Annotated in this window: 29 protein-coding genes and 1 other annotated feature; all 29 genes read left to right on the top strand. The window is 45.0% G+C overall.

Features of this window, described 5'->3' with window-relative positions; translation table 11 throughout:
- Positions 1 to 31 precede the first annotated feature (31 nt).
- Positions 32 to 637: an RNA polymerase sporulation sigma factor SigH gene (gene sigH, locus ABJ225_RS21130; RefSeq protein WP_370294868.1), complete on the top strand. Its 606-nt coding sequence runs from the start codon at positions 32 to 34 to the stop codon at positions 635 to 637.
- Between the two features lie 81 nt (positions 638 to 718).
- Complete coding sequence (rpmG, locus tag ABJ225_RS21125; RefSeq protein WP_079513658.1) at positions 719 to 865, top strand: 50S ribosomal protein L33; 147 nt, start codon at positions 719 to 721, stop codon at positions 863 to 865.
- Between the two features lie 48 nt (positions 866 to 913).
- Positions 914 to 1093, top strand: coding sequence for a preprotein translocase subunit SecE (gene secE, locus ABJ225_RS21120; RefSeq protein ID WP_053429958.1), 180 nt, complete (start codon positions 914 to 916; stop codon positions 1091 to 1093).
- Positions 1094 to 1264: 171 nt separating this feature from the next.
- Positions 1265 to 1798 carry a transcription termination/antitermination protein NusG gene (nusG, locus tag ABJ225_RS21115; protein ID WP_048007597.1) on the top strand — a complete coding sequence of 178 codons (534 nt, stop codon included), beginning with the start codon at positions 1265 to 1267 and terminating at the stop codon, positions 1796 to 1798.
- Positions 1799 to 1972: 174 nt separating this feature from the next.
- Complete coding sequence (gene rplK, locus ABJ225_RS21110) at positions 1973 to 2398, top strand: 50S ribosomal protein L11 (protein ID WP_048007598.1); 426 nt, start codon at positions 1973 to 1975, stop codon at positions 2396 to 2398.
- 122 nt (positions 2399 to 2520) lie between these two features.
- Positions 2521 to 3219 (top strand): 50S ribosomal protein L1, encoded by a 699-nt coding sequence (rplA, locus tag ABJ225_RS21105; RefSeq protein WP_347321530.1) that lies wholly within the window; start codon positions 2521 to 2523, stop codon positions 3217 to 3219.
- Between the two features lie 52 nt (positions 3220 to 3271).
- Positions 3272 to 3414: a sequence feature (ribosomal protein L10 leader region), on the top strand.
- 42 nt (positions 3415 to 3456) lie between these two features.
- Complete coding sequence (gene rplJ, locus ABJ225_RS21100) at positions 3457 to 3957, top strand: 50S ribosomal protein L10 (RefSeq protein ID WP_048007600.1); 501 nt, start codon at positions 3457 to 3459, stop codon at positions 3955 to 3957.
- A 58-nt stretch (positions 3958 to 4015) separates the two neighbouring features.
- Positions 4016 to 4375 carry a 50S ribosomal protein L7/L12 gene (rplL, locus tag ABJ225_RS21095; RefSeq protein ID WP_048007601.1) on the top strand — a complete coding sequence of 120 codons (360 nt, stop codon included), beginning with the start codon at positions 4016 to 4018 and terminating at the stop codon, positions 4373 to 4375.
- Positions 4376 to 4503: 128 nt separating this feature from the next.
- Positions 4504 to 5112 carry a class I SAM-dependent methyltransferase gene (locus tag ABJ225_RS21090; RefSeq protein ID WP_053429957.1) on the top strand — a complete coding sequence of 203 codons (609 nt, stop codon included), beginning with the start codon at positions 4504 to 4506 and terminating at the stop codon, positions 5110 to 5112.
- A gap of 231 nt (positions 5113 to 5343) precedes the next feature.
- Positions 5344 to 8895 carry a DNA-directed RNA polymerase subunit beta gene (gene rpoB / locus ABJ225_RS21085; protein WP_053429956.1) on the top strand — a complete coding sequence of 1184 codons (3552 nt, stop codon included), beginning with the start codon at positions 5344 to 5346 and terminating at the stop codon, positions 8893 to 8895.
- A 51-nt stretch (positions 8896 to 8946) separates the two neighbouring features.
- Positions 8947 to 12546, top strand: coding sequence for a DNA-directed RNA polymerase subunit beta' (gene rpoC, locus ABJ225_RS21080; RefSeq protein WP_053429955.1), 3600 nt, complete (start codon positions 8947 to 8949; stop codon positions 12544 to 12546).
- Positions 12547 to 12688: 142 nt separating this feature from the next.
- Positions 12689 to 12937, top strand: coding sequence for a 50S ribosomal protein L7ae-like protein (locus tag ABJ225_RS21075; protein ID WP_053429954.1), 249 nt, complete (start codon positions 12689 to 12691; stop codon positions 12935 to 12937).
- A gap of 99 nt (positions 12938 to 13036) precedes the next feature.
- Positions 13037 to 13456, top strand: a complete 420-nt coding sequence (gene rpsL / locus ABJ225_RS21070) for a 30S ribosomal protein S12 (RefSeq protein ID WP_048007604.1) — start codon at positions 13037 to 13039, stop codon at positions 13454 to 13456.
- 42 nt (positions 13457 to 13498) lie between these two features.
- Positions 13499 to 13969: a 30S ribosomal protein S7 gene (rpsG, locus tag ABJ225_RS21065; RefSeq protein WP_048007605.1), complete on the top strand. Its 471-nt coding sequence runs from the start codon at positions 13499 to 13501 to the stop codon at positions 13967 to 13969.
- A gap of 45 nt (positions 13970 to 14014) precedes the next feature.
- Positions 14015 to 16093, top strand: a complete 2079-nt coding sequence (gene fusA / locus ABJ225_RS21060; protein ID WP_053429953.1) for an elongation factor G — start codon at positions 14015 to 14017, stop codon at positions 16091 to 16093.
- A 126-nt stretch (positions 16094 to 16219) separates the two neighbouring features.
- On the top strand, positions 16220 to 17410 hold the full coding sequence (gene tuf, locus ABJ225_RS21055; RefSeq protein ID WP_053429952.1) for an elongation factor Tu: 1191 nt from the start codon (positions 16220 to 16222) through the stop codon (positions 17408 to 17410).
- A gap of 415 nt (positions 17411 to 17825) precedes the next feature.
- Entirely contained in the window at positions 17826 to 18134 is a 309-nt protein-coding gene (rpsJ, locus tag ABJ225_RS21050; RefSeq protein ID WP_034676072.1) for a 30S ribosomal protein S10, read from the top strand.
- Positions 18135 to 18168: 34 nt separating this feature from the next.
- Entirely contained in the window at positions 18169 to 18798 is a 630-nt protein-coding gene (gene rplC / locus ABJ225_RS21045) for a 50S ribosomal protein L3 (RefSeq protein ID WP_048007608.1), read from the top strand.
- Between the two features lie 30 nt (positions 18799 to 18828).
- On the top strand, positions 18829 to 19452 hold the full coding sequence (gene rplD, locus ABJ225_RS21040; RefSeq protein WP_053429951.1) for a 50S ribosomal protein L4: 624 nt from the start codon (positions 18829 to 18831) through the stop codon (positions 19450 to 19452).
- A complete protein-coding gene (rplW, locus tag ABJ225_RS21035; protein ID WP_347321529.1) occupies positions 19452 to 19736 on the top strand; it encodes a 50S ribosomal protein L23 in 285 nt (94 codons plus the stop codon). The genes rplD and rplW overlap by 1 nt, the downstream gene beginning before the upstream one ends.
- 31 nt (positions 19737 to 19767) lie before the next feature.
- The gene (gene rplB / locus ABJ225_RS21030; RefSeq protein ID WP_053429950.1) at positions 19768 to 20598 is read left to right on the top strand and encodes a 50S ribosomal protein L2; all 831 of its coding nucleotides are present in this window, start codon (positions 19768 to 19770) and stop codon (positions 20596 to 20598) included.
- Positions 20599 to 20658: 60 nt separating this feature from the next.
- Positions 20659 to 20937: a 30S ribosomal protein S19 gene (rpsS, locus tag ABJ225_RS21025; protein WP_048007612.1), complete on the top strand. Its 279-nt coding sequence runs from the start codon at positions 20659 to 20661 to the stop codon at positions 20935 to 20937.
- A 21-nt stretch (positions 20938 to 20958) separates the two neighbouring features.
- Entirely contained in the window at positions 20959 to 21300 is a 342-nt protein-coding gene (gene rplV, locus ABJ225_RS21020) for a 50S ribosomal protein L22 (RefSeq protein ID WP_048007613.1), read from the top strand.
- A gap of 3 nt (positions 21301 to 21303) precedes the next feature.
- Positions 21304 to 21960 (top strand): 30S ribosomal protein S3, encoded by a 657-nt coding sequence (gene rpsC, locus ABJ225_RS21015; RefSeq protein WP_048007614.1) that lies wholly within the window; start codon positions 21304 to 21306, stop codon positions 21958 to 21960.
- A 2-nt stretch (positions 21961 to 21962) separates the two neighbouring features.
- Positions 21963 to 22397, top strand: a complete 435-nt coding sequence (gene rplP / locus ABJ225_RS21010; protein ID WP_053429949.1) for a 50S ribosomal protein L16 — start codon at positions 21963 to 21965, stop codon at positions 22395 to 22397.
- The gene (gene rpmC / locus ABJ225_RS21005) at positions 22387 to 22587 is read left to right on the top strand and encodes a 50S ribosomal protein L29 (RefSeq protein ID WP_048007616.1); all 201 of its coding nucleotides are present in this window, start codon (positions 22387 to 22389) and stop codon (positions 22585 to 22587) included. The genes rplP and rpmC overlap by 11 nt, the downstream gene beginning before the upstream one ends.
- A gap of 21 nt (positions 22588 to 22608) precedes the next feature.
- Positions 22609 to 22872, top strand: coding sequence for a 30S ribosomal protein S17 (rpsQ, locus tag ABJ225_RS21000; protein ID WP_053429948.1), 264 nt, complete (start codon positions 22609 to 22611; stop codon positions 22870 to 22872).
- Between the two features lie 41 nt (positions 22873 to 22913).
- Complete coding sequence (rplN, locus tag ABJ225_RS20995) at positions 22914 to 23282, top strand: 50S ribosomal protein L14 (protein ID WP_053429947.1); 369 nt, start codon at positions 22914 to 22916, stop codon at positions 23280 to 23282.
- Between the two features lie 37 nt (positions 23283 to 23319).
- Positions 23320 to 23649, top strand: coding sequence for a 50S ribosomal protein L24 (rplX, locus tag ABJ225_RS20990; RefSeq protein WP_048007617.1), 330 nt, complete (start codon positions 23320 to 23322; stop codon positions 23647 to 23649).
- Positions 23650 to 23661 lie beyond the last annotated feature (12 nt).

The raw sequence follows: 23661 nt of genomic DNA, 5'->3' as shown, positions 1-23661 counted from the left end.
GACAGAAGCATTTGACGAGAAATTGGTGACAATGGATGACGAAGCAATCATAGAAGCGGTTCATCAGGGTCATAGCGAAGCGCTGGATTATTTGATTAAGAAATATCGCAATTTCGTTAGGGCGAAAGCACGTTCCTACTTCCTGATCGGTGCAGATAAAGAAGATATCGTGCAGGAGGGGATGATCGGCCTTTATAAGGCCATCCGCGACTACAGGGAGGACAAGCTAACCTCTTTCAAGGCGTTTGCGGAACTGTGCATCACCCGACAGATCATAACAGCCATCAAGACAGCCACTAGACAGAAACACATACCGCTCAATTCCTACGTGTCATTGGACAAGCCGATTTATGATGACGAATCGGACAGAACGCTGCTCGATGTCATCTCAGGTGCAAAAGTCATGGATCCTGAAGCTCTCATCATCAACCGTGAAGAATTCGATAATATGGAAGATAAGATGGCCGAGCTCCTGAGTGATCTTGAACGGAAGGTGCTCGCATTGTATCTTGACGGGCAATCCTACCAGGAAATCTCAGAAGAGTTGAACCGTCATGTGAAGTCCATCGACAACGCATTGCAGCGCGTGAAGCGGAAGCTTGAACGCTACTTGGAAGTCCGGGAAATAACCATGTAACCGTATTGACACAATTTGGTGACCGTGTTATTTTTGATAGGACTTAATATGGACCGAACAGGGTCCGGACCGGGTGATAGGATGACAAAGAAATTAATACTGGCCTGTACCGTTTGCGGATCGCGGAACTACAGCGTTCCCGGCAAGCAGAATCAGTCCGTTCGATTAGAATTAAAGAAGTTCTGTAATACGTGCAATTCCCACACCCTTCACAAGGAAACAAAATGATGGGGACGGAACTCTACAGCATTGATACTAGTTGGAGGTTACTAACGGATGTTTAAATTCTTTCGCAACGTAGCATCGGAAATGAGGAAGGTTAGCTGGCCGTCCCGCAAAGAGCTGACGCGCTATACCATCACGGTCATCACGACCGTTGTCGTATTTGCCCTGTTCTTCACGGTGATCGACCTTGGTATATCAGAACTCATGCGAGTCCTCATCGATTCAAAATAAAGAAACAGAGATTTACCTGTATATATACCGTCAAAGCATGGTATAATGGACGATAATAGAGTACTGACCTTTGAGCCCGTTATCTTTTACGGGTTTTTTACATTGTCTGAAAGAGATGATGGAAGTGTATTCTTACAAAGCGAGGAGGGACGGACTGGAGAGTCCTAACATATGGAAAAGAATTGGTATGTGGTCCACACGTATTCAGGATATGAGAACAAAGTCAAAGCCAACCTGGAAAAGCGCGTAGAAACCATGGGGATGCAAGATAAGATCTTCCGTGTCATCGTGCCTGAAGAGGAAGAGACAGACATCAAGAACGGCAAGAAAAAAGTAATCAAAAAGAAGGTATTCCCAGGCTATGTCATCGTCGAGATCGTCATGACGGATGATTCATGGTATGTCGTGCGGAATACTCCGGGTGTGACCGGCTTCGTCGGTTCATCGGGATCCGGCTCCAAGCCGACAGCTCTTCTTCCGGAAGAAGTGACCAATCTGTTGAAACAGATGGGCATGAGCGAGAAGAAAGTGGAAGTGGACTACGAGCTTGGCGAAACAGTCAAGGTCAACGAAGGTCCATTCGCAAACTTCACCGGGACGATCGAAGAGATCGATTCTTCCAAAACGAAGCTCAAAGTGCACGTCAATATGTTTGGCCGCGATACGCCGGTTGAACTTGATTTCTCTCAAGTCGATAAATTATAATGGAAAAGAACTTGAAATCACTCTGAAAAAATGATACTATTTCATAAGTCAGTGCGTCTCGACGAGAGCCACTGAACCTAATAGACGTTCTTTATGTTGATAAAGACATTTTTTACATGAGTGGGAGGGTGTACAACCCAATAACCACATCACGGACTTAAGGAGGTGTGTCTCGTGGCTAAAAAAGTTATCAAAATGGTTAAATTGCAGATTCCTGCCGGTAAAGCTAATCCAGCTCCACCAGTTGGTCCTGCACTAGGTCAAGCAGGTGTTAACATCATGGGATTCTGTAAGGAATTCAATGCTCGCACAGCCGATCAAGCTGGCTTAATCATTCCTGTTGAAATCACGGTTTTTGAAGACCGTTCATTTACATTCATCACTAAAACTCCACCTGCTGCTGTATTGCTTAAGAAAGCAGCTGGTATCGAGTCTGGTTCAGGCGAACCGAACAGCAAAAAAGTGGCAACACTTAAACGCGATAAAGTACGTGAAATTGCTGAATCAAAAATGCCTGACCTGAATGCAGCTAGCGTTGAATCAGCTATGCGCATGGTAGAAGGAACTGCACGCAGCATGGGAATCGTCATCGAAGACTAATCCCTGCTACCGAACAGATTCCTGTTGACTGAGGTTGCGATGATGAAATGTACGTTTCACTCTCGCAACCTTATTTCGTGGGAGGTTATTCCGCTAAAACCACAATGAGGAGGATATTCAAAATGGCTAAAAAAGGCAAGAAGTTTCTTGAAACTCAAAAGCTAGTAGATCGTACTACTGCTTATTCAGTTGAAGAAGCAATCGAACTAGTTAAGAAAACAAACTTCGCTAAGTTTGACGCAACTGTTGAAGTAGCGTTCCGCTTAGGTGTAGATACTCGTAAAAACGACCAGCAGATCCGTGGAGCAGTCGTGCTTCCACACGGTACTGGTAAAACTCAAAAGGTTCTTGTATTCGCTAAAGGCGAAAAAGCAAAAGAAGCAGAAGCTGCTGGCGCTGACTTCGTAGGTGATGCAGACCTTATCAACAAAATCAACCAAGGTTGGTTCGAGTTCGACGTAATCGTTGCAACTCCAGACATGATGGGTGAAGTTGGTAAGCTTGGTCGCGTATTGGGACCAAAAGGCCTTATGCCAAACCCTAAAACTGGAACTGTTACATTCGACGTTGAAAAAGCTGTCAACGAAATCAAAGCTGGTAAAGTTGAGTACCGTGCTGACAAAGCTGGTAACGTACACGTACCGGTTGGTAAAGTATCTTTCGACAACGAAAAGCTTGTTGAAAACTTTGCTACGATGTATGACACAATGCTTAAAGCTAAACCTGCTGCAGCAAAAGGAACTTACGTGAAGAACGTTTCCGTAACTTCTACAATGGGACCTGGCGTTAAAGTCGATCCTTCAACTTTCGCTGTTAAGTAATATTTGGCATTGACTTGCCGCAGGCTAATGGTTATAATTAGTCCTGTTGTGAAAAATGAATACATTTGTACCGTAGACAGTAGGAGCCTTCAACGGCTTAATCCCCTACCGAGGTAATTGCGATAAAATACATGCTTCCGGCGTGTTTGCAATGCCCTTGTGTCTACCCGATGCAAGGGCATCTTTTATTGGATGACGGTATGAATGTTCATCAGTAAATCTACAGGAGGTGTAATGATGAGCAGCATTCTAGAGCAAAAGCAACACATCGTCGGAGAAATCTCTGACAAACTAAAAAACAGTGTGTCAACAATCATTGTTGACTATCGTGGACTTGATGTTTCCGAAGTAACTGAACTTCGTAAACAACTTCGCGAAGCTGGAATCGACTTCAAAGTGTACAAAAACACAATGACACGTCGTGCAGCTGCTGAAGCAGGTCTTGAAGGTCTTAACGAATTCCTAACTGGTCCAAACGCAATCGCGTTCAGCACGGAAGAAGTTGTAGCTCCTGCCAAGATCCTTAACGCATTCGCGAAAGATCACGAAAACCTTGAAATCAAAGCGGGTGTCATCGAAGGTCAAATCACTTCCGTTGAGGATGTTAAAGCAATCGCTGAACTTCCAAGCCGCGAAGGACTTCTTTCTATGCTACTCAGCGTGCTTCAAGCACCAATGCGCAACTTCGCGTTGGCTACAAAAGCCGTTGCCGATCAAAAAGAAGAGCAAGGCGCGTAAGTTAAAGCAAGCCGTTTAACCAAACCAATAACGAACCATAACAAGGAGGAAATATAAAATGAGTAAAGAGCAAATCATTGACGCGATCAAAGAAATGTCAGTTCTTGAACTAAACGACCTAGTTAAAGCAATCGAAGAAGAATTCGGAGTAACTGCTGCTGCACCTGTAGCTGTAGCTGCTGGTGGCGGAGAAGCTGCTGCTGAAAAAACTGAATTCGACGTTATCCTTGAGAGCGCTGGAGCTCAAAAAATCAAAGTCATCAAAGTCGTTCGCGAAATCACAGGTCTTGGCCTTAAAGAAGCGAAAGAAGTTGTTGATAACACTCCAAAACCACTTAAAGAAGGTATTTCTAAAGAGGAAGCTGAAGAACTTAAAGCTAAACTTGAAGAAGTTGGAGCTGGCGTAGAAGTTAAGTAATTCAACTTATAGAAGAAAAGCTCGCTATCATGGCGGGCTTTTTTCTTGCTTTTACCTGTGTGGCGTGTGCTCACAGGTGGATTCCTGCATGACCCGATATGTCAGGCAGATCAGAGGAGATGATTTCAGTGACAAACCACTATTATTCACAAAATCCTGAAGTCGGGAGTGATCCCCAGCACTTCACCTTCGATCTTCGCGGTCACTCATTCCGGTTCAAAACCGACCATGGTGTCTTTTCGAAGAAAGAAGTCGATTTCGGCTCCCGCGTGCTGATCGATGCATTCGAACCGGCCGGAGTAGAAGGTCCTGTCCTTGATGTGGGTTGCGGCTATGGTCCGATCGGGCTGTCTCTTGCAAAAGAGTTCCCCGAAAGGAAAGTCCATATGATCGATGTAAATGAAAGGGCGCTTTCTCTTGCATCTGAAAATGCCAAGGCCAATGGAATCGGAAATGTGGAAATCTACCGAAGTGATCGATTTGACCAAGTAGAAGAGAAGAAGTTCTCTGCGATCTTGACCAATCCCCCGATAAGGGCAGGTAAAGAAACGGTTCATGCGATTTTCACAGAAAGTGCAGAGCATCTGACGGAAAACGGCGAGCTATGGGTCGTGATCCAGAAGAAGCAGGGCGCGCCATCGGCCATGGAGAAAATGGAAGAGTTATTTTCCAATGTGGAAGTGGTCGTGAAGAAGAAGGGGTACTACATCCTGAGATCTGTGAAAGAAATTCGTTGACGTAGCATTTCTGCTATGATAACATTATAAAATGCAAAAATATTATTTTCCGGTATTATGCCTATATGTATACTTGGAGCATAATTTGGAAAAGATTATAAAATAATAGTTCGTCATATGAAAATGAGGTTTTATCATTAAAACCCTTTTTCTTTTTGTCTTATGCAGACTTGCATGACTGCACAAAGACATATAGAACAACCAAAACGCTTGATTTGAGGGGTGAATCAGTTGACAGGTCAACTAGTTCAGTATGGACGACACCGCCAACGCAGAAGTTTTGCGCGTATCAGTGAAGTTTTAGAATTACCGAATCTAATCGAAATTCAAACTTCCTCGTATCAATGGTTTCTTGATGAGGGGTTAAGAGAGATGTTCCGCGACATTTCTCCGATTGAGGACTTTACTGGTAATCTTTCTTTGGAATTCATTGATTACAGCCTTGGAGATCCAAAGTACTCGGTGGAAGAATCAAAGGAGAGGGATGTAACATACTCTGCTCCGTTAAGGGTGAAAGTCCGTCTTGTTAATAAGGAAACTGGAGAAGTAAAGGATCAAGACGTATTTATGGGTGATTTCCCACTGATGACCGACACAGGTACATTCGTCATCAATGGTGCGGAACGTGTTATCGTTTCTCAGCTCGTCCGTTCTCCTAGTGTCTACTTCAGTGGAAAAGTAGATAAGAACGGGAAGAAAGGGTTCACTGCTACCGTTATACCAAACCGCGGAGCTTGGCTTGAGTATGAGACAGATGCGAAAGATGTAGTATATGTGCGAATTGACAGAACTCGCAAACTGCCGGTAACGGTTCTTTTACGTGCCCTTGGGTTTGGCTCTGATCAAGAAATCATCGATCTGATCGGTGACAACGAGTACATCCGTAACACGCTTGAAAAAGACAATACAGAAGGCATCGACAAAGCATTGCTCGAAATCTATGAGCGCCTCCGTCCTGGAGAGCCGCCAACAGTAGAGAATGCGAAAAGCCTTCTCGTTTCACGTTTCTTCGATCCTAAGCGCTATGACTTAGCGAACGTTGGGCGCTATAAAATGAATAAAAAGCTTCATATCAAAAACCGTTTGTTCAACCAGACCCTGGCCGAAACTCTTGCAGATCCGGAAACAGGTGAAATCCTGGCTGAAAAAGGAACAGTCCTTGACCGCCGTGCCCTTGATAAGATCATTCCTTATCTTGAAGAAGGCATCGGTTTCAAGACGTACCAGCAAAATGGCGGTGTGCTTGATGATGATATCCTTCTTCAATCGGTGAAGATTTATTCTCCGAACGATGAAGGGGAGCACGAAATCACTGTAACGAGTAACGCTTACGTAGAAGAAGAGATTAAATACATCACACCGGCAGATATCATTTCTTCCATCTCGTATTTCTTCAACCTTCTTCACGGAGTGGGATTGACGGATGATATCGATCACCTCGGTAACCGTCGCCTTCGTTCAGTTGGTGAATTGCTTCAGAACCAGTTCCGTATCGGTCTTTCCCGTATGGAGCGTGTGGTTCGCGAAAGGATGTCAATCCAGGATACGAATACGATCACGCCTCAACAGCTGATCAACATCCGCCCTGTTATTGCATCCATTAAAGAGTTCTTCGGTAGCTCTCAGCTTTCCCAGTTCATGGACCAAACGAACCCTCTTGGTGAATTGACGCATAAACGTCGTCTTTCTGCCCTCGGGCCTGGTGGTTTGACCCGTGAACGTGCAGGCTTTGAAGTACGTGACGTTCACTATTCCCACTATGGGCGTATGTGTCCGATCGAAACGCCGGAGGGTCCGAATATCGGACTGATCAACTCACTTTCATCATTTGCGAAAGTGAATAAATTCGGCTTTATCGAAACACCTTACCGTCGTGTCGACCCTGAAACAGGCAAAGTGACCGATCGCATCGATTACTTGACTGCCGATGAGGAAGATAACTATGTAGTCGCACAGGCCAATGCGCGCCTTGACGAAGATGGTTCATTCCTTGATGAAGAAGTCATCTCCCGTTTCCGCGGTGAGAATACGGTCATCAAGCGTGAACGTCTTGACTACATGGACGTATCTCCGAAACAGGTTGTTTCAGCGGCGACAGCATGTATCCCGTTCCTTGAGAACGATGACTCCAACCGTGCCCTGATGGGAGCGAACATGCAGCGTCAAGCGGTACCTCTTATGAATCCGGAATCACCGATCGTCGGAACAGGTATGGAACACGTATCTGCCAAAGACTCAGGTGCTGCCGTGATCTGTAAGCATGAAGGGATCGTAGAGAAAGTCGAGGCGAAACAGGTTTGGGTTCGCCGCGTGAAAGAAATCGACGGTCAAGAAGTACAAGGTGACCTCGATAAGTACCGCATGCAAAAATTCATCCGTTCCAATCAAGGAACTTGTTATAACCAACGTCCGATCGTCTCTGAAGGGGACCGCGTAGTCAAAGGAGAAATCCTTGCTGATGGACCTTCCATGGAGAAGGGTGAATTGGCCCTTGGACGAAACGTTATGGTCGGCTTCATGACTTGGGATGGTTACAACTATGAAGATGCCATCATCATGAGCGAACGTCTTGTAAAAGACGATGTGTATACATCCATTCATATCGAGGAATATGAATCAGAGTCCCGTGATACGAAATTGGGACCTGAAGAAATTACACGCGATATCCCGAACGTCGGGGAAGATGCACTGCGCAACCTTGACGAGCGCGGAATCATCCGTATCGGTGCTGAAGTGAAAGACGGGGACCTACTAGTCGGTAAGGTAACGCCTAAAGGTGTGACCGAGCTTACAGCAGAAGAACGTCTTCTACATGCCATCTTCGGTGAGAAGGCACGTGAAGTCCGTGATACTTCCCTCCGTGTACCACACGGCGGTGGCGGAATCATCCTTGACGTGAAAGTCTTCAATCGTGAAGATGGAGACGAACTGCCACCAGGAGTGAACCAGCTGGTCCGCGTTTACATCGTTCAGAAACGTAAGATTTCTGAAGGGGATAAAATGGCCGGTCGTCACGGTAACAAAGGGGTTATCTCCCGGATCCTTCCGGAAGAAGATATGCCGTTCCTGCCTGACGGAACTCCGATCGATATCATGCTTAACCCTCTAGGGGTACCATCACGTATGAATATCGGACAGGTGCTTGAGCTTCACCTTGGTATGGCAGCAAGATACCTGGGCATCCACGTTGCTTCTCCAGTATTCGATGGAGCACGCGAGGAAGATGTGTGGGCTACAATCGAAGAAGCCGGAATGGCACGTGATGCCAAGACGGTCCTCTACGACGGCCGCACAGGTGAACCGTTCGATAACCGTGTATCAGTCGGAATCATGTATATGATCAAGCTGGCTCACATGGTCGACGATAAACTGCATGCCCGTTCAACTGGTCCTTACTCACTTGTTACCCAGCAACCGCTTGGTGGTAAAGCACAATTCGGTGGGCAACGTTTCGGTGAGATGGAGGTATGGGCACTTGAAGCTTACGGTGCTGCATACACGCTACAAGAAATCCTTACCGTTAAATCGGATGACGTGGTCGGTCGTGTGAAAACATATGAAGCCATCGTCAAAGGTGAAAATGTCCCTGAACCGGGAGTTCCAGAATCATTCAAGGTTCTGATCAAAGAGCTTCAAAGTCTGGGCATGGATGTCAAAATGCTATCAAGCACAGAAGAAGAGATCGAAATGCGCGATCTTGAAGATGAAGAGGAAGGCCAGCAAGCCGATACACTCAACATCTCCAATGAAAAACAGTCCGAGACAGTAGGGTCCAAAGAATAAATTTTGAGCAATAAGGGTTAGAGCCTGTAGATTAAAAGGGAGGTAGGCCCCTTGCTAGATGTGAATAATTTCGAATATATGAAGATTGGTTTAGCTTCCCCCGATAAGATCCGTTCGTGGTCTTTCGGGGAGGTTAAAAAACCTGAAACGATCAACTATCGTACACTTAAACCAGAAAAAGACGGTTTGTTCTGTGAGCGTATCTTCGGTCCTACAAAGGACTGGGAATGTCACTGCGGAAAATACAAGCGCGTCCGTTATAAAGGTGTAGTATGTGACCGCTGTGGCGTCGAAGTCACTAAAGCGAAAGTGCGCCGTGAGCGCATGGGTCACATTGAACTAGCTGCCCCTGTATCACACATCTGGTACTTCAAAGGAATCCCAAGCCGTATGGGTCTTGTCCTCGACATGTCCCCAAGGGCGTTGGAAGAAGTTATTTACTTCGCTTCCTATGTTGTAACAGAACCGGGAGATACGGCTCTTGAGAAGAAGCAATTGCTTTCTGAAAAAGAGTACCGTGCATACCGTGAAAAATACGGCGTCAAATTCCATGCAGCCATGGGTGCCGAAGCAATCAAAAAACTTCTTCAAGATCTTGATCTTGATAAAGAAGCCGATTTCCTTAAAGAAGAACTGAAGACTGCACAAGGGCAACGCCGCACACGTGCGATCAAACGCCTTGAAGTGGTTGAATCCTTCAGGAGTTCTGGGAATGATCCGGATTGGATGATCCTTGATGTCCTTCCTGTCATCCCACCGGAACTTCGCCCGATGGTACAGCTTGACGGTGGACGTTTTGCGACATCCGACCTCAATGATCTATACCGTCGTGTCATCAACCGGAACAACCGTCTGAAGCGCTTGTTGGACCTTGGTGCTCCAAGCATCATCGTTCAAAACGAAAAGCGTATGCTTCAAGAAGCAGTCGATGCATTGATCGATAATGGTCGTCGCGGACGTCCGGTAACAGGACCAGGTAACCGTCCATTGAAATCCCTCTCTCACATGTTGAAAGGGAAGCAAGGACGTTTCCGTCAAAACCTTCTTGGTAAGCGTGTTGACTACTCTGGCCGTTCCGTAATCGTCGTAGGACCGAACTTGAAAATGTACCAATGTGGTCTCCCGAAAGAGATGGCCCTTGAACTCTTCAAGCCTTTCGTCATGAAAGAACTCGTCGAGCGTGGACTTGCTCACAACATCAAGAGTGCGAAACGCAAGATCGAACGCGTACAACCTGAAGTATGGGATGTACTAGAAGGCGTCATCAAGGAGCATCCGGTCCTTCTGAACCGTGCACCTACCCTTCACCGACTTGGTATCCAAGCGTTCGAACCGACCCTTGTCGAAGGTAGAGCGATCCGTCTTCACCCACTCGTATGTACTGCGTACAACGCCGACTTCGATGGTGACCAAATGGCGGTCCACGTACCACTATCTTCTGAAGCACAAGCAGAAGCGCGCATGCTCATGCTTGCTGCCCAGAACATCCTGAACCCGAAAGATGGTAAGCCAGTCGTTACACCATCACAGGATATGGTACTAGGTAACTATTATCTAACCCTGGAGCGTGAAGATGCTGTAGGTGAAGGTATGATCTTCAATGATGCCAATGAAGTATTGCTAGCATACCAAAATGGTTTTGCTCATCTTCATACCCGTATCGCGATCCATGCTGGAACTCTCAACAACCAAACGTTCACAGATCAACAAAATAAACAGCTGCTCGTTACAACAGTCGGTAAGGTAATCTTCAATGAAATCCTGCCTGACACATTCCCGTTCATCAATGAACCGACGAAAACGAACCTCGAGGTGGCAACACCGGAGAAATACTTCGTCAACCCAGGAACTGATGTGCCAGCACTGTTCAAAGAGCGCGAATTGATCAATCCATTCAAAAAAGGATTCCTTGGAAACATCATCGCTGAAGTATTCAAGAAGTTTGCCATCACTGAAACTTCACGCATGCTTGATAAGATGAAGGACCTCGGATTCAAATTCTCTACTAAAGCAGGGATCACGGTCGGTATCGCCGATATCGTCGTACTTGCTGAAAAAGAGGAAATCCTGATTGAAGCTCAAGGTAAAGTGGATAACGTCTTGAAACAATTCAAACGCGGTCTCATTACCGAAGAGGAAAGATATGATCGCGTCATCTCCATCTGGAGTGCCGCTAAAGATACCATTCAAGGTAAATTGATGGCTACGTTGGACAAACGCAACCCGATCTTCATGATGAGTGACTCTGGTGCCCGTGGTAACGCATCTAACTTCACTCAGCTTGCCGGTATGCGCGGACTCATGGCCAACCCGGCTGGACGTATCATCGAATTGCCGATCAAATCAAGTTTCCGTGAAGGTCTGACGGTACTTGAATACTTCATCTCCACTCACGGTGCGCGTAAAGGTCTTGCCGATACAGCCCTGAAAACAGCCGACTCAGGTTACCTGACCCGTCGTCTGGTTGACGTGGCACAAGATGTCATCGTACGTGAAGAAGACTGTGGCACAGACAGGGGACTCCTTGTCGGCTCCATCAAAGAGGGTACAGAGATCATCGAACCTCTTGAAGAGCGTCTGCTCGGTCGTTACTCACGTAAGACACTTCGTCATCCTGAGACAGATGAAATCCTTGTGAACGAAAATCAATTGATCACCGAAGATCTGGCTAAAACCATTGTTGATGCAGGTATCGAGCATGTGTCCATCCGTTCTGCCTTCACATGTAACACCCGTCACGGTGTATGTGAAAAATGTTACGGTACGAACCTTGCAACCGGTCAAAAAGTTGAAGTCGGGGAAGCAGTCGGTATCATCGCCGCTCAATCCATCGGGGAACCAGGAACGCAGCTTACAATGCGTACATTCCATACCGGTGGGGTTGCAGGAGACGATATCACACAAGGTCTTCCACGTATCCAGGAAATCTTCGAAGCGCGTAACCCTAAAGGTCAAGCGGTCATTTCTGAAATGGACGGTGTCATCACGTCCATTACAGAAGGAAAAGATCGTCAATATGAAATCACTGTACAAGGTGATGTCGAGTCAAGGAACTACACAGCTCCTTACACGGCCCGCCTGAAATTCGCAGTGAATGACCGGGTGCTGCGTGGTCAAGAGATCACAGAAGGTTCCATCGATCCGAAGGAACTTCTCAAAGTGCGCGACGTCGGTGCCGTACAGGAATACCTATTGCGTGAGGTACAGAAAGTTTACCGTATGCAAGGGGTTGAAATCGGAGATAAGCACGTTGAAGTCATGGTGCGACAAATGCTCCGTAAAGTACGTGTCATCGATGCCGGTGAAACGGAAGTACTTCCGGGAACACTCATGGACATCCATCAGTTCAGGGACGCGAACGAAAGTGCATTGCTTAAAGGCGATACACCTGCGACCGGACGCCCTGTCCTACTTGGAATCACGAAGGCTTCCCTTGAAACGGATTCCTTCTTGTCAGCAGCTTCGTTCCAGGAAACAACCCGCGTGTTGACAGACGCCGCAATCAAAGGTAAGCGCGATGAGCTCCTTGGATTGAAGGAAAATGTCATCATCGGTAAGTTGGTTCCAGCCGGAACAGGCATGCAGCGTTACCGCAGAGCCGAACAGGTCCTATCTGAAGAAATCTCTGAAGAGACGGTCACTGTCGACTAATTGATTTGGAGCTGACTCCCGGACGCATCGTCCGGGAGTCGGCTTTTATAAATCTTTTGTTCTGATGTTGACATTAGAATATGAAGATGATAATATATTCAAGGTTGCTCCTATTAATAACCTGTACTTTGGAGGATATGATATGTCTTATGAAAAAGTATCGCAGGCGAAAGACGTTATTGTAGGAACAAAGCAAGCAGTGAAAGCTCTGAAAGCCGGTCAGGTAACCGAAGTAGTCATAGCGGAAGATGCTGATCCGAAAGTGACCGCGAACGTTTTGCAGACCGCAATCGATCTGAACGTACCCTATACCAAAGTTGATTCGATGAAGAAACTCGGTAAATCGTGCGGGATAGATGTCGGGGCGGCAGCTGTTGCGATAATACAGTAAAATAGTTTTTGTAGAGATGATCTGCAAAGGCTTTACTTTTACCCAAAAATGATCCACCTGGATGTGTGGGCTTACCAAATAAGAAGGGAGGAAAACATAATGCCTACTATTAACCAATTAGTTCGCAAACCTCGTCAGTCTAAATCAACAAAATCAAAATCACCAGCACTTAACAAAGGCTACAACAGCTTCAAAAAAGTGCACACTAACTTGTCTTCTCCACAAAAACGTGGTGTATGTACTCGTGTTGGTACAATGACTCCGAAAAAACCGAACTCCGCATTGCGTAAATATGCACGTGTTCGCTTGACTAACGGAATCGAGGTTACTGCTTACATTCCTGGTATCGGACACAACCTTCAAGAGCACAGTGTCGTGCTTATCCGTGGAGGACGTGTAAAAGATTTACCAGGGGTACGTTATCACATCGTACGTGGTGCTCTTGATACAGCTGGTGTTGACGGTCGTATGCAAGGACGTTCTAAATACGGAACTAAGCGCCCTAAAGCTAAAAAATAATAAAACTACCATATTCATTTCTCGTTGAAAGGAGGAAATCCCATGCCACGTAAAGGCCCTGTAGCAAAAAGAGACGTTTTACCTGATCCGATTTACAATTCTAAATTGGTTACTCGTCTGATCAACAAAATCATGATCGACGGTAAGCGCGGTAAAGCACAAAAGAAACTATACGCAGCGTTTGATCTAATCGCAGAACGCAGCGGTAAAGATGCAATGGAAGTATTCGATGCAGCTTTGAAAAATATCATGCCGGTATTGGAAGTGAAAGCTCGTCGTGTAGGTGGTTCAAACTACCAAGTTCCTGTTGAGGTTCGTCCGGAGCGTCGTACGACTCTAGGACTTCGCTGGTTAGTAAACTATTCCCGTTCTCGCGGTGAGAAAACGATGGAAGAGCGTCTAGCTAACGAAATTCTTGATGCAGCGAACAACACTGGTGCTTCTGTTAAGAAGCGTGAAGATACACATAAGATGGCTGAAGCGAACAAAGCGTTTGCTCACTATCGCTGGTAATCCGACCAACACATTAATTTTTATATTAGGAAGGAGAAAGACCACATGGCAAGAGAGTTCTCCTTAGAAAACACTCGTAATATCGGTATCATGGCTCACATCGATGCCGGTAAAACAACTGCTACTGAGCGTATCCTATTCTATACTGGTCGTATCCATAAGATTGGAGAAACTCACGAAGGTGCTTCTCAAATGGACTGGATGGAGCAGGAGCAAGAGCGTGGAATCACGATCACCTCTGCTGCGACAACAGCTCAATGGAAAGGCCATCGTATCAACATCATCGATACACCGGGACACGTAGACTTCACTGTTGAAGTTGAGCGTTCACTTCGTGTACTTGATGGTGCTGTAGCGGTACTTGATGCTCAATCTGGTGTTGAGCCTCAAACTGAAACAGTTTGGCGCCAAGCTACTACTTACGGGGTTCCTCGTGTAGTATTCGTCAACAAGATGGATAAAATCGGTGCTGACTTCATTTACTCTGTAGGAACACTTCATGATCGCCTTGGTGCGAATGCTCATCCTATCCAGCTTCCAATCGGAGCTGAAGATGACTTTGAAGGTATCATCGACTTAGTAGAAATGAAAGCTTACTACTACGAAGATGATCTTGGAACTCGCGCTGAAGACCGTGAAATTCCTGATGAGTACAAAGATCAAGCTGACGAATACCGTGCCAAGTTGATTGAAGCGGTATCTGAACTTGATGAAGAGCTCATGATGAAATACCTTGAAGGTGAAGAACTGACAAACGAAGAATTGAAAACAGCGATCCGTAACGCTACGCTAACTGTTGAATTCTATCCGGTTGTCTGCGGATCTGCCTTCAAAAACAAAGGTGTTCAATTGTTGATTGACGCCGTTATCGATTACCTCCCAGCTCCTACTGACGTTGCTGACATCAAAGGTTTCGTTCCAGATACTGAAGAAGAAGTGACTCGTCCATCAAGCGACGAAGCACCATTCTCAGCACTAGCGTTCAAAGTAGCAACCGACCCTTATGTTGGTAAGCTTACTTTCTTCCGCGTATACTCTGGTGTCCTTGAGTCAGGTTCATACGTACGAAACTCTTCTAAAGGCAAGCGTGAGCGTGTAGGACGTATCCTGCAAATGCATGCGAACAGCCGTGAAGAAATTTCAAAAGTATATGCTGGAGATATCGCAGCTGCAGTTGGTCTTAAAGATACTAGTACTGGTGACACACTATGTGATGAGAAGAGCCTTGTTATCCTCGAATCCATGGTATTCCCAGAACCGGTTATCTCACTATCTGTTGAGCCTAAGTCAAAGGCTGACCAGGATAAGATGACTACTGCACTTCAAAAACTTCAAGAGGAAGATCCGACCTTCCGTGCGCATACTGACCAGGAAACTGGACAAGTAATCATCGCCGGTATGGGTGAGCTTCACTTGGACATCATCGTTGACCGTATGCGTCGCGAGTTCAAAGTAGAAGCAAACGTAGGAGCTCCTCAAGTATCTTACCGTGAAACGTTCCGCGATACAGCGCGCGTTGAAGGTAAGTTCGCACGTCAATCTGGTGGACGCGGTCAATTCGGACACGTTTGGATCGAGTTTGCACCTAACGAAGAAGGTAAAGGTTTCGAATTCGAGAACGGAATCGTCGGTGGTGTTGTTCCACGTGAATACATCCCTGCTGTTCAAGCTGGTCTTGAAGACGCTCTTGATAACGGAGTACTTGCTGGATTCCCATTGGTTGATGTTAAAGCGAAACTATTCGACGGATCATACCATGACGTTGACTCCTCTGAAATGGCGTTCAAAATCGCCGCTTCAATGGCCCTTAAGAATGCGGCTTCTAAATGTAAGCCAGTCATCCTTGAGCCAATGATGAAGGTAGAGGTTGTTATCCCTGAGGAATACCTTGGAGATATCATGGGTGACGTTACTTCCCGTCGTGGACGCGTAGAAGGTATGGAAGCACGTGGTAACGCTCAAGTCGTTAAAGCGTTCGTACCTCTATCAGAAATGTTTGGTTATGCAACGTCCCTACGTTCTAATACACAAGGGCGCGGAACATACTCTATGCACTTCGACCACTACGAAGAAGTACCTAAGTCAATCTCTGAAGAGATCATCAAAAAAAATAAAGGCGAATAATTGATTTATTCTTTTCAATAAAGTATAAATACAATTGTAAGCTTTACTTGTCCCGGAAGTGGAGTCATCCACTTCTGGACTAAATGAATAAACCAATTTTCTTTCAAATTAAAGGAGGATTTTCAAATGGGTAAGGAAAAATTTGATCGTTCCAAGCAACATGCGAATATCGGTACAATCGGTCACGTTGACCATGGTAAAACAACTCTAACTGCTGCAATCACAACTACTCTTCACAAGAAGTATGGTCGTGGAACTGCAATGGCTTATGACCAAATCGATGGTGCTCCAGAAGAAAGAGAACGTGGAATCACAATCTCTACAGCACACGTTGAGTACGAAACTGATACTCGTCACTATGCACACGTTGACTGCCCAGGACATGCTGACTATGTTAAAAACATGATCACTGGTGCTGCTCAAATGGATGGTGGGATCCTAGTAGTATCTGCTGCTGATGGCCCAATGCCACAAACTCGTGAGCACATCCTTCTTTCTCGTCAAGTAGGTGTACCTTACCTTGTTGTATTCATGAACAAATGTGACATGGTAGATGACGAAGAACTTCTTGAACTAGTTGAAATGGAAGTTCGTGACCTTCTTTCTGAGTATGACTTCCCTGGTGATGACATTCCAGTAATCAAAGGTTCTGCACTTAAAGCTCTTGAAGGAGATGCTGAGTGGGAAGCTAAAATCTTCGAACTTATGGAAGCTGTAGATTCTTACATCCCAACTCCAGAGCGTGACACTGAAAAACCATTCATGATGCCAGTTGAGGACGTATTCTCAATCACTGGTCGTGGTACAGTTGCTACTGGTCGTGTTGAGCGTGGACAAGTTAAAGTCGGTGACGAAGTTGAAATCATCGGTATTGCTGAAGAGAACAAAAAGACTACTGTAACAGGTGTTGAAATGTTCCGTAAGCTTCTTGACTATGCTGAAGCTGGTGACAACATCGGTGCGCTTCTTCGTGGTGTAGCACGTGAAGACATCCAACGTGGTCAAGTACTTGCTAAACCAGGTACAATCACTCCACACACTAACTTCAAAGCTGAAGTTTATGTTCTTTCAAAAGAAGAAGGTGGACGTCACACTCCATTCTTCACTAACTACCGCCCACAGTTCTACTTCCGTACAACTGACGTAACTGGTATCTGTAATCTTCCTGAAGGCGTAGAAATGGTTATGCCTGGCGACAACATCGAAATGACTGTTGAGCTAATCGCGCCAATCGCGATCGAAGAAGGTACTAAGTTCTCTATCCGTGAGGGTGGACGTACAGTTGGAGCTGGCGTTGTAGCTTCAATCCAAAAATAATTGATTCACTTTTAAGCCAGATGGATATCCTCCATCTGGCTTTTTATTTTGTCTTTAAGCAGAATGCTCATTCAGCATATGAGTTTCTTCTATATAACAGTGTGGATGATCTAGATGCGGATGGATCAACTATATAAAAGGAAGATGGATCTCTACTTTAAATATTGTGAAAATACCGTGCGGACTTGAAAACATCATGAATCGTTTGTATAATAGAGAAAGTGTGCAAAACCTATAGAAGTTGCAAGAAACCCTTGCATTCCGTGGGTATTTTAGTTATAATAGACAATGTTGGTCTTTGACTGCGATGAAACAGAAGGTTGCTGACACACCCGGCCGCTTTGCCATGGCGAGTGTGTGGGAAATTTCTGTGGAGAATGTCTATTTAAAAATAGGCGAAAAAGGAGGGAAAATAATGGCAAAACAAAAGATTCGTATCCGTTTGAAGGCTTATGATCACAGGATTCTTGATCAATCAGCTGAGAAGATTGTTGAAACAGCAAAACGTTCTGGTGCGGCGGTTTCAGGACCGATCCCACTTCCAACAGAGAAGTCTATTTACACAATTCTTCGTGCTGTGCATAAATACAAGGACTCTCGTGAGCAATTCGAAATGCGTACACACAAACGCTTAATCGACATTGTAAACCCAACACCACAAACAGTTGATGCGCTTATGCGTTTGGACTTACCGTCTGGTGTAGATATCGAAATCAAACTTTAAAACATAAAACACATAATCACAGGAGGTGTGACTAATGACCAAAGGAATCTTAGGAAGAAAGATCGGTATGACTCAAGTTTTCGCTGAGAACGGTGATCTTATCCCTGTAACGGTAATCGAGGCAGCTCAAAACGTTGTTCTTCAAAAAAAATCTATCGAAGTTGATGGCTATGAAGCGATCCAAGTAGGTTTTGAAGACAAACGCGAAAAGCTTTCCAACAAGCCGGAAAAGGGCCACGTTGCTAAAGCTGAAACTGCTCCTAAGCGCTTCATCCGTGAAATCCGCGGTGTAAACGTAGAAGAGTACGAAGTTGGTCAGGAAGTCAAAGTTGATATTTTCGCTGCAGGAGATGTAGTGGATGTAACAGGAGTTTCAAAAGGTAAAGGATTCCAAGGTGCGATCAAGCGTCATAACCAATCTCGTGGACCAATGTCCCACGGTAGCCGTTATCACCGTCGCCCAGGTTCAATGGGTCCAGTTGATCCAAACCGCGTATTCAAAGGTAAATTGCTACCAGGACGTATGGGTGGAGAACAAATCACGATTCAAAACCTTGAAATCGTAAAAGTAGATGCTGAGCGCAACTTGCTTCTAGTGAAAGGTAATGTACCTGGACCTAAGAAACAATTGATCAAAGTAAAATCTGCTGTAAAAGCAAACTAATAGAACTTTCTAAGAAAGGAGGAAACAAGAATGCCGAAAGTAGCATTATTTAACCAAAGCGGTTCTAAAGTTGGTGATATCGAACTTAACGAATCAGTATTTGGTATCGAACCAAACAAACAAGTATTGTTTGAAGCAGTCTTGATGCAAAGAGCTTCTTTACGTCAAGGTAATCACAAAGTTAAAAATCGTTCTGAAGTACGTGGCGGTGGTCGTAAGCCTTGGCGTCAAAAAGGAACAGGTCGTGCTCGTCAAGGGTCAATCCGTTCTCCACAATGGCGCGGTGGTGGTGCCGTATTTGGACCGGTTCCACGCAGCTACAGCTACAAACTTCCTAAGAAGGTTCGTCGCTTAGCGATTAAATCTGCTCTTTCTACTAAAGTGGTAGAAGAAAACATCCTAGTATTGGAAGCATTGTCATTCGATGCACCAAAAACGAAAGAATTTGCAAACGTACTGAAAGGTCTTTCAATCAACGCCAAAACATTGGTAGTGACTGATGGTCTTGACGAAAACGTAGCACTTTCAGCTCGTAACATCCCTGGAGTAACAGTTGTTACTGCTTCTGGAATCAGCGTTCTAGACGTATTGGGACATGACAAACTAGTGATGACTAAATCAGCTGTTGAAAAAGTAGAGGAGGTGCTCGCATAATGGATGCACGTGATATCATTAAGCGCCCCGTAATTACAGAGGCTTCAACTGATCTTATGTCTGAAAAAAAATATACTTTCGAAGTAGATACTAGAGCGACTAAAACTCAAGTAAAATACGCTGTCGAAGAAATCTTCGATGTGAAAGTAGATAAAGTCAACATCATGAACTACAAAGGTAAGTTCAAGCGTATGGGTAAACACGCTGGTTACACTAACAAGCGTCGTAAAGCTGTCGTTAAACTTACAACTCAAAGCAACGAAATCGAATTCTTTGAAGTATAATTCATTCAATTAAGAAGAGGAGGGAAAAAACATGGCGATTAAAAAGTATAAACCTACCTCTAATGGTCGTCGCGGCATGACTAGCTCTGATTTCGCAGAGATCACTACTGATTCTCCCGAAAAATCACTTCTAGCGCCCCTGCACAAAAAGGGTGGTCGTAACAACCAAGGTAAGTTAACAGTTCGTCATCAAGGCGGCGGTCACAAGCGTCAATACCGTATCATCGACTTCAAACGTGAAAAAGATGGTATACCTGGACGCGTTGCTACGATCGAATACGATCCAAACCGCTCTGCAAACATTGCACTAATCAACTACGCTGATGGTGAAAAGCGTTACATCCTGGCTCCTAAAACTTTGGTTGTAGGTATGGAAGTAATGTCTGGATCTGAAGCAGATATCAAAGTGGGTAACGCACTTCCACTAATCAACATCCCTGTTGGTACAATCGTACACAACATCGAGCTTAAACCTGGTAAAGGCGGTCAGCTTGTACGTTCTGCAGGTACTTCTGCACAAGTTCTTGGTAAAGAAGGCAAATACGTACTTGTTCGTTTGAACTCTGGTGAAACTCGCATGATCCTTTCTGCTTGTCGTGCTACTGTAGGTCAAGTTGGAAATGAACAACACGAATTGATCAACATCGGTAAAGCCGGTCGTTCACGCTGGTTAGGCAAGCGCCCAACTGTCCGTGGTTCTGTAATGAACCCTAATGATCACCCACACGGTGGTGGTGAAGGACGCGCTCCTATCGGACGTAAATCACCAATGTCTCCTTGGGGCAAACCGACTCTTGGATACAAAACACGTAAGAAAAACAATAAATCTGATAAATTTATCGTGCGTAGCCGCAAAAAATAACGGGATTGTACTACGGTTCGATCAAAGAGCCGTAGACCAATCACGAAGGGAGGTTCAACCATGGGTCGTAGCTTAAAAAAAGGACCTTTTGTTGATGATCATTTGATTAACAAGATCGAAAAATTGAACGAAACTGAAGGCAAACAAGTTGTTAAAACTTGGTCTCGTCGTTCAACGATTTTCCCAGCATTCATCGGTCACACTATCGCAGTTTACGATGGTCGTAAACATGTACCTGTATACGTCACTGAAGACATGGTAGGTCACAAGCTTGGCGAATTCGCGCCATCACGTACTTACAAAGGTCACGGTAGTGACGATAAGAAAACAAGACGCTAAAATTGAGGGGAGGGTATCCTAATGCAAGCAAAAGCTGTTGCAAGAACAGTACGTATTGCTCCTCGTAAAGTACGTTTAGTCGTTGATCTAATCCGAGGTAAGCAAGTTGGAGAAGCAGTTGCGATTCTTAATCACACGCCTAAGGCAGCTTCACCAGTAATCGAGAAAGTACTTAAATCTGCTATCGCAAACGCAGAGCATAACTATGACATGGACATCAACAGCCTTGTAGTAACTGAGGCTTATGTAAATGAAGGACCAACGCTTAAACGTTTCCGTCCTCGTGCGATGGGTCGTGCAAGCCAAATCAACAAACGTACAAGTCACATTACACTTGTAGTATCAGAAAAGAAGGAGGGATAAGCTGTGGGTCAAAAAGTACATCCGGTCGGACTCCGTGTCGGTGTAATTCGTGATTGGGAATCTAAATGGTACGCAGATAAAGATTACGCTAATCTATTACACGAAGACATCAAAGTCCGTGAATATATTGCTAAACGCTTAGTAGACGCTTCTGTTTCTAAAGTAGAAATTGAACGCGCTGCAAACCGAATCAACATTACAATTCATACGGCTAAACCAGGTATGGTTATCGGTAAAGGTGGTACTGAAGTTGAAGCTCTTCGTAAAGCACTTAACGAGCTTACTGCTAAACGTGTACACATCAATATCGTTGAAATCAAACGTGCAGACGTTGATGCGAAACTAGTCGCTGAAAACATCGCTCGTCAACTTGAAAACCGTGTTTCTTTCCGTCGTGCTCAAAAGCAAACGATCCAACGTGCAATGCGTGCTGGCGCTAAAGGAATCAAAACTCAAGTATCTGGCCGTCTTGGCGGAGCTGATATCGCTCGTGCTGAACACTACAGTGAAGGTACTGTTCCACTTCATACACTTCGTGCTGACATCGACTATGCTCATGCAGAAGCTGACACAACTTACGGTAAACTTGGTGTCAAAGTATGGATCTACCGTGGAGAAGTTCTTCCGACAAAGAAGAAATCTGAGGAAGGAGGCAAATAATTATGTTATTACCTAAACGCGTTAAACATCGCCGCGAACACCGTGGTAAAATGCGTGGTCGCGCAAAAGGCGGTCAGGAAGTAGCATTCGGTGAATACGGTCTTCAAGCTACTGAAGCTTCATGGATCACAAACCGCCAAATCGAATCCGCTCGTATCGCTATGACTCGTTACATGAAACGTGGCGGTAAAGTTTGGATTAAAATCTTCCCTCATAAGCCTTACACTGCAAAACCTCTAGAAGTACGGATGGGTTCCGGTAAAGGTGCTCCTGAAGGCTGGGTAGCAGTCGTGAAACCTGGGAAAATCTTGTTCGAAATTGCTGGTGTATCTGAAGAGGTTGCTCGTGAAGCACTTCGTCTTGCAGCACACAAGCTTCCAATCAAATGCAAGTTTGTAAAACGAGAAGAAATTGGTGGTGAATCCAATGAAAACTAATGAAATTCGTGACCTAACCACTGCCGAAATTGAACAAAAAGTAAAGACCCTTAAAGAAGAGCTATTCAACCTTCGCTTCCAACTTGCGACTGGCCAACTTGAGAACACTGCTCGTATCAGCCAAGTCCGCAAAGGAATCGCTCGTATGAAAACTGTCATCCGTGAAAGAGAGATCGGGGTTAACAATTAATTTGAGAGGAGGTTTGCTTAAATGAGTGACCGCAACCAACGTAAGGTTTACACTGGCCGTGTTGTTTCCGATAAAATGGACAAAACAGTAACGGTTATGGTAGAAACTTACAAAAAGCATTCTCTATACGGCAAGCGCGTAAAGTACTCTAAGAAGTTCAAAACTCATGATGAGAACAACGAAGCAAAAATCGGCGACATCGTACGCATCATGGAGACTCGCCCACTATCTGCTACAAAACGTTTCCGTTTAGTAGAAGTTGTTGAGAAAGCAGTTATTATCTAATACAGTTCGGATAGTTTTTATTCCGAAGGGAGGTTACCTACATGATTCAACAAGAATCACGTTTGAAAGTTGCTGACAACTCTGGTGCACGTGAAGTGCTAACCATTAAAGTGCTTGGTGGATCTGGACGCAAAACGGCTAACATCGGTGATGTTATCGTGTGTACAGTAAAACAAGCAACACCAGGTGGCGTTGTTAAAAAAGGTGAAGTAGTTAAAGCAGTTGTCGTACGTACTAAGTCTGGTGTGCGCCGTCAAGATGGAACATACATCAAGTTCGATGAGAACGCATGTGTGATCATCCGTGACGACAAAGGACCACGTGGTACTCGTATCTTCGGACCAGTTGCCCGTGAACTACGCGACAGCAACTTCATGAAAATTGTTTCTCTAGCTCCAGAAGTTCTTTAATAGATTACCATTGGGCCATTCAAGGAGGTGCGATGAAATGCATGTAAAAAAAGGCGATAAAGTAATGGTTATTACCGGGAAAGACAAAGGCAAAACAGGTGTTGTTCTTGCTGCATTCCCTAAAAAAGACCGTGTACTGGTTGAAGGAATCAACGTTGTGAAAAAACACGCGAAACCTTCACAGATGAACCCACAAGGTGGAATCATCAGTCAGGAAGCTTCTGTTCACGTATCGAACGTTATGATCTTGGATCCTAAGACGAACGAACCGACTCGTGTAGGCTACAAAACAGAAGACGGCAAAAAAGTACGTGTTGCAAAAAAATCAGGTGAAGTTCTTCCACTTAACAACGATAAAGATAACTAAGAAGGGAGGTAT

Source organism: Rossellomorea sp. RS05 (genome assembly GCF_039822645.1).
GTDB lineage: Bacteria > Bacillota > Bacilli > Bacillales > Bacillaceae_B > Rossellomorea > Rossellomorea marisflavi_B.
Note: the sequence above shows the minus strand (reverse complement) of the source record. Positions and strands in the feature narration are given on the sequence as shown.